Here is an 11,994-nt window from a genome sequence, read left to right on the forward strand (position 1 = left end):
AGAGCCTAGAAAGCGCGTCAATACTTTTTTTCGAAAAGAATTTCCAAAATTCGCAATCATTAATGAGAGCCTCTCATAACTCTCATTACAATCAACAGCATACAGAAGGCTTTTATTCACTGCCTGCTATTTATTCCTGCAAGCCATCATAATCGCCCTGAAAAACGTCGAACAACACTTATTCAATTCATGACCTTTTTTATTACGAAACCCATTGCTCCCGTGCGCATTACGTTCTCTGCGTCTCAACAAAAACCAGCTTCTGATTGCATTGATCATTCTGTGTTGCAGCATACTGCCGAGATGCGGTCCGCATGTCAATTTCGCTTGCCTATCCCTTATTGATGCGTTATATCCACCACTCTAAATGCTTCACCACAGCTCGTATTCTTCTTAGCATCCGGCGCACGCGCCACCAGTTTCCCGGGATCTTTTTCTACCGCCAGGTCCGCCGCAAAATTTAATCGCATTTCTAGCAATTTATTTTGCTGGCAGATCAGCACTACTTTTCTGCGCGCGACATTTCCCAGTATCACCGCCACTTCATCCAAGAACGCATCCGTCCGTACGACCTGCCCATGCACACTTCGCATTAAGCGCGCCATGCCTGTCTGATTGAACCAATGGGTTAATCCTATTGACAATTCAAAATACTCGTCCGCACTCCAAGTGGTTTGGCAAACCCCATGTTTATGCCATTGATGCCGCTGGAGACATGATTGCCCTTTTGCGCTGGGCATCACTTCATTCAGCGACTCGCGAATTAAATGATTGAGTGAAATTGCCGGGTAGCTGCAAAAATTCTTTGCTGGCGCACTGATTTGGCCACAAAAGCCATAATTGATCCCGCATGCACTGTTGTTGGGCCATAGGCCATGCAGCGTAAACCCTGCTACTCGCCTGTTGTCGGAACCCATTGTCTGACATTCTTTTTTGTGGGAATTGATCGTACAGAAGGCAGGCTGCCAGGTCAAAGCCAGGACAAAGCTGTCCACTTTGCCGGCCACATTGCATTTGCTGACAGCGCTTTGATGCGGCGGATTCTCCCTGACAACCCCGCAAGCTGCCTCGACCCATCGCTCCGCCGGCTGCGCGGCTGGAACTCTAATTCGATACCATAATGGATTTTGAATTCGGTTTGCTTCGAATACGGCATAGGCTTTTCCCGGCTCAAGCCGAATGTCGCCAGGATTGGTCTGCTTATTTTTTGAGAAATAGGCCGGACACGCCTGAGTAGCCTTGATTTCGCCGGCAAAGCGGGCCGCCCAGGCAGGGCCGGCAACTATTAGGCATGCACTTAGCCAACCAATAATGAATATTACATTACGACATCTACGCATTTCTATCTGCTTGGATTACCTACGTCTCTGTCAAGCTCATGCACTCTGATACAACCACTCCAGCAAGCGATCGATAGCGGGCTTTGCATTTGCCGCAGCGGGATGATTGACCATAAAAACGACAGCATAGCGCCGGTTGTTTTTCCCCAATACATAACCTGCGACAGCAGAAACATCTCTCAATGATCCGGTTTTTATATGCGCTCTTGCCGCCACCCCCGAATTCCTCAATCGTTTCCTAGCAGTACCATCGACGGCCACGATTGCCAGCGAAGCCATTAATTCTGGCATGACGGGGCTATGGTAAGCTGCCTGCAGCAAATCGCCCAAATGACGTGCGCTGATTCGAGCTCTGCGTGATAATCCAGAGCCATTTTCGATGATCAGCTCAGGAAAATTTAAGCGCTTGACGAATAACCACTGCTGAATCGCAGTATAAGCCAGGTCTAGCGAAACAAACTTACCCCCGTTTGCCTGCGTTTCACCCAGGGAGAGAAAAAGTTGCCTGGCGGCTACATTATTACTGTATTTATTGATGCCACGAATGACTTCAGCAAGCGGGGGCGAATGATAAACCTTGAGAGGGGACAGCGACTCTGGCACTGTACCGCGTCGCACGCCACCTTCGATCGTACCGCCTAGTTGCGACCATAAATCCCTGAACAGGTCATAAATATATGCGGCGCTCTCATGCAAACTTAAATAGTATGTATTTTGGCCGCAATCAACAGAGTAATCACCATTGAGCAATACCGAGACGTGACCATTTCCTGCCTCGTGACGACGCACATCGGCGCGAACTGTATTCCGCCAGTAGCCACACTTTTTTTTGGTAAGCTTTATGTTGTTCTGCAAATCCAGCAATGGCGTCTCGGGGTCAGCGACAACTCGCACCCCCTCTTGCTGCGGATCAGGAAACAAATGCAATGCCGAAGTACGGTAATTCACCAATAACGCTTCCGGGAGTACATTATAGGTCTTGTAGGGCTGCCCATCAAAAGCGCCCGGATCTTCTGGAGGAAGACTATAATGGCTATAATCCAGGATTAGATCGCCAGTTATATCTTTCAATCCGGTTTGCCGGATTTGTCGCATGAGCAACCAAAAATTTTCCAGATTTAAATTTGGATCGCCATAACCCTTAATGATCAAATCGCCCTTGAGTCTGCTGCCTTGCTCAAGCGCGCCGCTGGCATAAACTTCGGTTCTCCATGTGTATGCCGGCCCGAGCAATTCCAGTCCCGCATAAGTTGTCACGAGCTTCATAACTGAGGCAGGATTCATGGCCACATCGGCATTAATCGCGAACAGCGGTTCACTTGCACCCACTTCACGCACATAAACACCGACAGCTGTTTCTGGAATGCGCGCTTTTGTGAGCGCCTGCCTGACAACTTCCGGCAAACTTGATGCACTCGCTGGAAATATTAAAACGATCAACAGTCCAAACAACCAGACCCTGAGTAAAGTTGTAAAAAGAATCATTTGATCAAATCAAATCCTGTCATCGTGTCCCACGACAAATGGAGAACCCATCCTCCCAACCCATGCGATATTGTCCATCGCTGACATATCGATTTTCATCCTTGTATGCATAAGAAGTGCGTTTTGCGGTCTCACACCCATCTATATAACCTTCCTGCGTTGCCTTTGGATAACCCGTAAGATTGTAGGCTGGCCGCGTGCTGGGCGGCAAAGGTCCAGAGGGCCTCGGCGTGCTCAATGAATCAGGAGGCGTCTGCCCAGGAATGGGTTGAGCCGATTCAGCTGGTGGATACTTACTCGTGGCGCAACCAGCCAAACCTATCGCCAAAGCTACAACAAAAACTCGCAACATTTTAGTCCTCATAGATCGATCATGAAGATCACAATACCGATTTTAAAAGCTTGCCCATTTCGGCCGGGTTGCGCGTGACACGAATCCCACATGCTTCCATGACAGCAATTTTTTCCTGTGCCGTCCCCTTGCCACCGGCAATAATTGCTCCGGCATGTCCCATACGCTTGCCCGGGGGCGCTGTCACACCGGCAATAAACCCAACGACTGGTTTTTTCATGTGCGCTTTGACCCAGCTGGCGCACGCTTCCTCGTCAGTACCACCAATCTCGCCCACCATCAGCACGGCATCTGTCTCGCTATCATCGTTAAACAATTTCATGACATCCAAATGATTGAGACCATTGATCGGATCACCGCCGATCCCAATACAGGTCGATTGCCCCAAACCCAGCTCGCTGAGTTGCGCCACGGCTTCATAAGTTAATGTGCCAGACCGGGAAACCACACCAATCCTGCCTGGCCGATGAATAGCACCAGGCATGATACCGATTTTCAGCTCGCCAGGTGTAATAATACCTGGACAATTTGGACCAATCAGCAAGGTCTTTTTTCCTCGCATGCGCGCACGCGTTCGCAGCATGTCCCGCACAGGAATGCCCTCTGTAATACAGATCACCAAATCGAGTTCTGCTTCGACTGCTTCATCAATCGCGGCAGCGGCATGAGCAGGTGGTACATAAATTACAGAAACGGTCGCACCCGTTTTCTGCCTGGCTTCCCTGACGGTTGCAAAAACCGGGATACCTTCAAAGTCCTCGCCTGCCTTTTTGGGATTAACCCCAGCCACAAAACAATCCTTCCCATAGGCATATTCACGACATTGACGGGTATGGAATTGTCCTGTTTTACCGGTCATGCCCTGCGTAATGACGCGTGTCTCGCGATTAATCAAAATAGCCATCGATCATGCCCCCTTGACAGCTGATTCAGACTGACACCGTGCGGCGGCATCAACTGCCTTGCTGGCGGCATCTGCCATATTGCGAGCGGAAATGATGGACAATCCGGATTCCTGCAAAATCTTTCTCCCCAACTCGACATTGGTTCCCTCCAGACGAACGATCAATGGAACTTCCAGTCTTACCTCACGCGCAGCCTGCACGACTCCCTCGGCGATAACATCGCAGCGCATGATGCCACCAAAAATATTCACCAGAATGGCTTTCAGACGAGGATTGCGCAGCATAATTTTAAATGCGGCCGTTACATTGGCAGCCGTCGCCCCGCCCCCCACATCCAGAAAATTGGCGGGACTCCCGCCATACAACTTGATAATGTCCATGGTTGCCATCGCCAGTCCAGCACCATTCACCAAGCAACCGATATCACCATCCAGCGGAATATAGGAAAGCGCATGTTTGGATGCTTCAACTTCCAGCGGATCCTCTTCCTCCAGATCACGTAAAGCGGCGATCTCTGGATGGCGAAAAAGGGCGTTATCATCAAAATTGAGTTTGGCATCCAATGCCATCAGATGATCATCGGGCGTCAGAACCAAAGGATTTATCTCAAGCAATGACACATCATTCTCATCAAATGCCTGATAGAGCGCATTCAACATGGAAATGGCTGCGGGAAAGCATGATTCAGGCAAATGGATCTGGCGCACAATCGCCTTCGCATCCTGTGCCTCAAGTCCAGTCAATGGATTAATCGAAATCTTGTGTATTTTGTTTGGCGTGCTCGCTGCGACCTGCTCAATATCCATACCTCCCGCTTCACTGGCAATCAGACTGATGCACTGCTGAGCGCGGTCTACCACCAGCGCCACATAATATTCATGACTGATGCTGACCTCCTGTTCGACATAAAGCCGTCGAACCATCCTGCCTTCTGGACCGGTTTGGAGGGTAACCAGTGGACGATGCAGCATCGCTTCGGCATGCTGGCGGACTTCTGCGATCGACTTTGCCAGTTTTATGCCGCCTGCTTTGCCGCGCCCACCTGCATAGATTTGCGCCTTGACCACCCATTTGTCTCCACCCAATTGATTGGCCGCAACAATCGCCTCCTCTACACTAAAGCAAGCCACGCCTGCCGGAATAGGCACACCGTAGTCACTTAAAATTTTTTTTGCCTGGTACTCATGAATTTTCATCTTGGCCCCTCTTGAAGATCCTGCTCACCAGGATATACTTCCCACTTCCCGATATATGCCTCGACATCAGTCAATTCTGCTTCGAATTGCGGCAACAATACCGCCAATTTCTCCGCTTCACAGTTTTTCGCTGCGACCTCGATCTGTGCACACCACTCGCCCAATGCCAGCGCTCCGACTGCGCGTGCGGATGACTTAAGCTTGTGTGCAGCGGCCTTAATTTGATCGAATCGGCCAGCACCTATGGACAGCTGTAATTGATCAGCAATTTTTCTGGCATCCAAACGGAAATCCAGTAAAAATTTTTGGATCAAAATTGGATCATCTCCGATCAACTTTTTGAGCACAGCAATATCGAGAGCGATTTTCTGATCCGTCACCTGTGGCCGCATATCATGCTTGCCTGCTGGCCGCCCCGGCTCAGAAGCGGATTCAGGCAACCACTTGCCGAGCATTGCCTTAAGCTGCTCCAGTTGCACTGGCTTGCTCAGATAATCATTCATGCCCAGCACGCGGCATCTCTCTGCTTCGCCTTTGAGCGCATTGGCTGTCAATGCGATTATCGGAATTCGGTGCTTGTCAGTATCGCCAGCACGGATTGATTGTGTCAACTGATAGCCGTCCATTTCCGGCATATGCAAATCAGTGAGTATCAGTGCATATTCACCACTCTGCCAGCGCCGCAACGCTTCACGTCCATTGGAAGCAACATCTAGCGCATACCCGAGCAGAGCGAGCTGCTGGCGAATGACCTTCTGGTTAATCTCATTGTCTTCGGCCACCAGTATTAATTTCCCTTGCCGCAGCGCTTCCTCTCGCGAAGGGGGCGCAACCTCCCTGACACTGCCTGCAGCTACGGCCTGATCATCCTCCAGCTCCGCCCGGCCCGCAGCAGCGGCCACAGCCTGTAAAAAAGCATCGCGATAAAGGATATTACCATCGAGTGTCACGATCTTTCTGCCTTCCTTACGGCCGCGGTGACGCCGGCCACGCCGAATGATCACGAAATGCGGCTCGTCTTGCAAAGCAAGATTGAATCGAGTGCGAAAGGCCGCCCGCAATTCATCGATACAGGGCTCTTCCTCACCGGCATCAATAACCAGTAACCACTGGCCAGCAGGCAGGGCTTTGATTCGCGCCTGGGCTTGCGACAAGTTGGACTCCAGCTCAACCCTGGCGCCTGCATAGCGGAGGTAGGCAGCCAAATCGCGGCCCAACCCCTTTTCATGACCCAGCACCAGGCACGACAATCCCGACAGATCGGTCTCCTGTCCGCCAACATTAACGGCCCCTCCCGGCAAAGCCCGGAAGGGTATCTGAACAGTAAAGATAGACCCTGCATCAGGTTTGCTTCGTACAAAAATTTCACCTTTCAGCAACTCGACTATTCGACGGCAAATTGTCAGGCCCAGTCCGGTTCCGCCAAAACGGCGCGTGGTGGAGGTATCTCCCTGAGAAAAGGGGGTAAACAAACGCCCCATGATCGCATCATTCATCCCCACGCCATTATCGGCAATCTGAAATGACACTGTTGCAATATCCTCGCCCAATTCGACTGGCACGACTTGTACTGCCACCCGCCCGGGACGCTGCAGGCCGCTTGAAAACTTGATGGCGTTATTGATCAAATTAACCAGCACTTGCCGGAGGCGCAAGGCATCGCCGAGCACATTGTCCGGCAATGCCGGATCGACAAACAGCGTCAGCTCGATACCTTTACTGGCAGCCAAATGCTCCATCATTCCGCATGCGCGCTCCACCACTGTTGCCAAAGACATAGGCGCTTGCTCAATCTCCAGCTTGCCTGCTTCAATTTTGGAAAAATCGAGAATATCCTCAATGATTTCAAGCAGCGCAAAAGCCGATTCACGAATCAGATCCGCCATTTCCTTCTGATAGCTGCTCAGACTGGTCTGGCTCAAAACATCGATCATGCCGATCACCCCATTCATCGGCGTACGAATTTCATGGCTCATGGCGGCAAGAAAAGCAGATTTCGCTTGATTGGCCTGCTCTGCCTCCAACCGGGCCTGCTCCAGATCCTGACGAATTTTGACATGCTCGCGAATATCGCGCATCACACCCGTGAAATGACGCTTATTGCCCACAAAATACTCACTGACCGCAAGATAAACTGGGATCAGCGCACCACTCTTATGCACCCCCTCAACTTCACGCCCTAGTCCAACCCCATGCCCGCCCGGCAGATAGGGGCGGCCCACGTACGCCTGACCGTGGCCGGTTTCACAATAGCGTTGCATATAAAACTCATGTTGGCTCCGGTCCGGCTCGGGCACCAGGATCGCGACATTCTGTCCCACTGCTTCTTCCGGGGTGTAGCCAAACAGCTTCTCCATGACCGGATTGACTGACAACATCACGCCACGCTCATCAGTCGTTACCACGCAATCGACCATATGTTGAACGACAGAACGCGTTTCTTCTTCCTTGATGGCCAATTCAGCATTGACCCGCTCCAACCTGGCCGTGCGTTCGGCCACGCGCGCTTCCAGATGCCGATAACTAATATTCAACCGGTCTGTCATCGTATTGAAAGCGCTGGCCAACTGCCCAATTTCATCCCACCCCTCTCTAGGCACATGTTGCTGAAGATTACCGGCGGTGATCGCCTGCGCACATTCATTCAGATTTTTGAGCGGCATCACTACGCGCCGATTAAATAGCAGCGCCCCCAAAATAGCAGCCACAAAAGTCAGCCCAAGCACCACCAGCCCCATAATGCGCATTTGCAGCACGGAAGCAAACGCCTCCTCCGCGTCAATCTGCACTACCATTCCCCAGTTCATTCGGGGCAAATAGCGCCATGCAGCCACTACTTGCTCGCCTCGGTAATCGGTCGTTATGCCACCGCCCGGTAAGCCACTCAGACTATATTGAACGGCTGCTGAAAACAACGGTTCATCCAGTGGGATGCTTCGCTCTAAGGCGGCACCGGGATCTCCCCGCAAGGGCGCCATGACCAGCGCGGAATGCTCGCTCTCCAACCGGGTCACGATTGTTTCCCCACTCTCTCCAAGTCCGACATTATTGGTCAGCACATCGAATACATGCTGGCTGTAGATCTGCAAAGCCAACACGCCTTGCAAATCGTCATCGATCAGAATGGGCACGGCAATAAAAGCCGCTATCGCGCCATCAGAGGGCGCATAATGCTCGAAATCGGAGAGACTGCTTGCGCGTGTCGCCAAGGTCTGACGGAAGACATGGGCAAGGCCTGTGTCGCGGTAGGGCCCATCAAATAGATTGGTGGCAAAATCGGATTCATGACTGACGGTAAAAACCAGCCAACCGTCAAGTGAAATCAGAAACAGATCATAATAGCCCGCACCTTCCAGAAAACGGGCGAAATGATTATAGTAACGCGCATTGAGCGCGTGGTAGCTCTCGGAGTCCACCCCGTCGCGCGCAAACACTTCGCTAAATTCGAGGATTGCCTGATGCGTCGTATCTGCCGCCTGGATCACATTCGCATCCAGCACACGTTCACGCAGATAAAAATCGATTTGTTCAACTTTCTTGTCGGCAAGTGATGACACTTTCTGAATAGCCGACCTGTGGATTTCACCTTCAAAAATATGCAAAAGGCCGTAACCCACCAACGCGATTGGCAATAACGCCACCAGCGCGAACCAGATGGCAAATCGCTGAGTAAGCGAAGTCAGTGCTATCATTCCACCAGGCAGTCTGGATGGTGTTTCAGCGAGCGCCTCGCGTAGTAGGCGAATGCGCTGGCGCTGCGTTGCGCACGCAGAATCCAGTCGTGCGCTTCACGCCCCAATGCCGGTTCGATCGGTTGAATAGTGCCAGCGGCACTCGCCAGCAACTGCATCCGGGCGGCCCGCTCGAATGCCAATGCCAACAAGCATGATTCCTCGATACTGGTGCACGCGACCAGCAACCCATGATGCGCGAGCAACAATGCCCGCTTGCTGCCCAACGCACCCGCGATCAGCTCACCCTCCTCGTTGCCCACCGGCACGCCCGGCCATTTGGGCAGAAAAGCGACTTCGTCATACAACACGCAATTATCCATATGCGAAATTTCGAGAGGCACTTCCAGCATACTGAGCGCTGCCGTATGCACCGCATGCGTATGGATGATACAACTGACATCAGGGCGCGCGCGATACACCCAGGCATGAAAACGGTTGGCAGGATTCGGCATGCCACTTCCTTGCAATACCTGCAAATCCTCATCGACCAACAGCAAATTATGCGCGCTGATTTCGTCGAATCCCAATCCCAACTGCTGTGTCAGAAACGTTCCCGGCGCATCTCCGCGGGCGGTAATCTGCCCGGCCAATCCCGAATCATGCCCATTATCAAACAGAATCCGGCAGGTGAGCGCGATTTTCTGGCGAGCTGAAAAGTCAGTTTCCCGCCTTTCGCTCTCCATTTGATCAAAAGTTCGCTGCATCAACTGCTGTTTATCGAGACTGTATGTATCACCGCTCATGCTGAATTTCCTATCATCAAAACCAAATCACTCGCTCAGTCCGGGTCTCTGCTGATCCGGGTGCCTTCGCCCGAACAGGCAGAAACTTGCATTTCTCCAAGACCAGCGTCGCCCCCAAAGAATAGCCCAGACTGACGCAAAGCACTGTTACTTGACCTGGCAACCATAATAATGGTTAGTTATTCTTTGTACAACAACATGTTATTGTACATGCCCAGAATCATGCAGAATGCCGGCGCAGAAACTTCCGATATGCTCATCGTATGGAACGCGTATTCGGCATAGCAACCCGGATTTCCAGTAGACCGGTCCGTCCTGCTTGCGGGTTAATGCTAGAATGAAGAAGCATTTTTGTCTTGCCTTTTTCTCAGTAACAAAACAAGAGGACTTCTATGCATCACCACCAGAAAAGATCTGATCGCAAGCATTTATCAAGCAGTATCGCATGGTTACTGGTTTGGGCGATGGCCACTGGCTTATCTTCTCCACCACTGTTGGCAGAGACTATTGGGAGCGTATCGACCAAGTTCAAGTTATTGGGCGCAAACGACAAAATCGTCGTCGAAGCATTCGATGATCCAGATATTCCCGGTGCAACCTGTTATCTGGGCCGGGCCAAAACGGGCGGGATAAGCGGTTCGGTAGGCGTGGCCGAGGACAAATCAGATGCCTCTATCGCCTGCCGACAGACGGGCCCAATCACATTATCGGAAAAAATAAAAAGCGGTAAGGTGGATGGGGACGAAGTGTTCAAAAAGAGCACCTCGTTGCTGTTCAAAACATTGCAAGTGGTACGCTTTTACGATGCCAAGCGCAATGTGCTGATCTACCTTGCTTACAGCGACAGAATCATCGAAGGATCACCCAAGAATAGTATTTCAGTGATCCCCATCACGCCATGGCATTAATTACAGACTGGATAAATCCGGAACCGGAGGGGATAGATATTTCCGACCCGCCACACTCGCCGCCCGGCCCATTCACGGCATCAGCCGATAAGCTCCTCCGGCGGCACGCATGCCAATTCAAAAGCATGGGCCACGGCGGGATGCGTCACATGACCCCGACAGATATTCAGACCACGCAATAATGCCCGGTCATGCCGCATTGCAGCCAGTCCTTCGTTTGCAAGCGACAGCACATAGGCCGCTGTCTGATTATTGAGCGCGAATGTGCTCGTACGCGGCACCGCACCCGGCATATTGGCAACCCCATAATGCAACACACCGTCCAGTTCAAAGATGGGATCACTATGCGTCGTCGCACGCGTTGTTTCGACGCAACCACCTTGATCAACCGCAACATCGACAATGACTGCACCATTGCGCATTTGTGGCAGCATTTCCCGGCTGATCAGCCACGGCGAGCGGCCGCCTGGGATGAGCACCGCCCCGATCACCAAATCTGCCTGACCCACCACCTCCTGGATATTCAGCCTATCACTGAATAAGGTCTGCAGCCGCCCGGAAAAATGGTCATCCAGCATTCTTAACCGATCATGACTGATATCCAAAACCGTTACCGACGCCCCCATCCCGGCAGCCACCCTGGCCGCATTCGAGCCGACTGTCCCCGCACCCAGTATCACCACATTAGCGGGCGCAACGCCCGGCACCCCGCTCATCAAAACACCGCGCCCTCCTTGTGTCTTGAGCAAATACATCGCACCCACCTGGACTGCCATACGCCCCGCCACCTCACTCATAGGTCTTAGCAATGGTAACGCGCCGTCCGCAGTCTGTACGGTCTCGTAAGCGATAGCACTCGCGCCGCTGGCCAGCAGTTTTTCTGTCAAAGTCTCATTCGAGGCCAGATGCAAATAAGTAAAAAGCAATAAATCTTTTCGTAAATAGCGATATTCCGCTTCGGTTGGCTCCTTAACCTTAACGACCAACTGGGCAGCCCAGGCATCCTCGGCACACGGCACGATCTCTGCCCCGGCCGACCGATAGTCTTCATCCGAGATAAAACTCCCCGTTCCGGCACCAGACTGCACCCATACCCGATGACCCTGTTCAACCAGGGCATGCACACTGCCTGGCGTCAGTCCAACCCGGTATTCGTTATCCTTGATCTCTCTGGGTAGCCCAATATTCATGCCTGTATTCGTATTGTTAAGGTTGGTAAACCAGTTCCCTGGACCCGATTATCTCAACTGATTAAAGCCTCCGTTCCAGGGTACGACTCAAGCCATCTATACAAGCACCAGGAACTGCAGCCTGCTTGCCGTATCGCTTCC

At 51.9% G+C, this 11,994-nt stretch carries 8 protein-coding genes; 1 reads left to right on the top strand and 7 read right to left on the bottom strand.

Translation table 11 applies throughout. The features are described from left to right. Positions 1-338: 338 nt before the first annotated feature. The 6 genes from ABTW62_RS12525 to ABTW62_RS12550 form a co-directional block, all read right to left on the bottom strand. On the bottom strand, positions 339-1,340 hold the full coding sequence (locus ABTW62_RS12525; RefSeq protein WP_430904910.1) for a ribonuclease T2 family protein: 1,002 nt from the start codon (positions 1,338-1,340) through the stop codon (positions 339-341). 36 nt (positions 1,341-1,376) lie between these two features. Beyond that, entirely contained in the window at positions 1,377-2,825 is a 1,449-nt protein-coding gene (gene dacB / locus ABTW62_RS12530; RefSeq protein ID WP_430904911.1) for a D-alanyl-D-alanine carboxypeptidase/D-alanyl-D-alanine endopeptidase, read from the bottom strand. Positions 2,826-3,205: 380 nt separating this feature from the next. After that, positions 3,206-4,081 (bottom strand): succinate--CoA ligase subunit alpha, encoded by an 876-nt coding sequence (gene sucD / locus ABTW62_RS12535; RefSeq protein ID WP_430904912.1) that lies wholly within the window; start codon positions 4,079-4,081, stop codon positions 3,206-3,208. 3 nt (positions 4,082-4,084) lie between these two features. Next, positions 4,085-5,278: an ADP-forming succinate--CoA ligase subunit beta gene (sucC, locus tag ABTW62_RS12540; RefSeq protein WP_430904913.1), complete on the bottom strand. Its 1,194-nt coding sequence runs from the start codon at positions 5,276-5,278 to the stop codon at positions 4,085-4,087. Continuing rightward, on the bottom strand, positions 5,275-8,970 hold the full coding sequence (locus ABTW62_RS12545; RefSeq protein WP_430904914.1) for an ATP-binding protein: 3,696 nt from the start codon (positions 8,968-8,970) through the stop codon (positions 5,275-5,277). The genes sucC and ABTW62_RS12545 overlap by 4 nt, the downstream gene beginning before the upstream one ends. Beyond that, positions 8,967-9,755, bottom strand: coding sequence for an aldolase (locus ABTW62_RS12550; RefSeq protein ID WP_430904915.1), 789 nt, complete (start codon positions 9,753-9,755; stop codon positions 8,967-8,969). The genes ABTW62_RS12545 and ABTW62_RS12550 overlap by 4 nt, the downstream gene beginning before the upstream one ends. 392 nt (positions 9,756-10,147) lie before the next feature. Here ABTW62_RS12550 and ABTW62_RS12555 point away from each other — a divergent pair, with 392 nt between their 5' ends. After that, positions 10,148-10,663, top strand: a complete 516-nt coding sequence (locus ABTW62_RS12555; RefSeq protein ID WP_430904916.1) for a CreA family protein — start codon at positions 10,148-10,150, stop codon at positions 10,661-10,663. Between the two features lie 80 nt (positions 10,664-10,743). On the opposite strand, the gene ald is transcribed toward ABTW62_RS12555, so the two are convergent. Continuing rightward, positions 10,744-11,853, bottom strand: a complete 1,110-nt coding sequence (gene ald / locus ABTW62_RS12560) for an alanine dehydrogenase (protein ID WP_430904917.1) — start codon at positions 11,851-11,853, stop codon at positions 10,744-10,746. Between the last annotated feature and the right edge of the window lie 141 nt (positions 11,854-11,994).

It is taken from the genome of Nitrosomonas sp. ANs5, assembly GCF_050584665.1.
Lineage (GTDB): Bacteria > Pseudomonadota > Gammaproteobacteria > Burkholderiales > Nitrosomonadaceae > Nitrosomonas.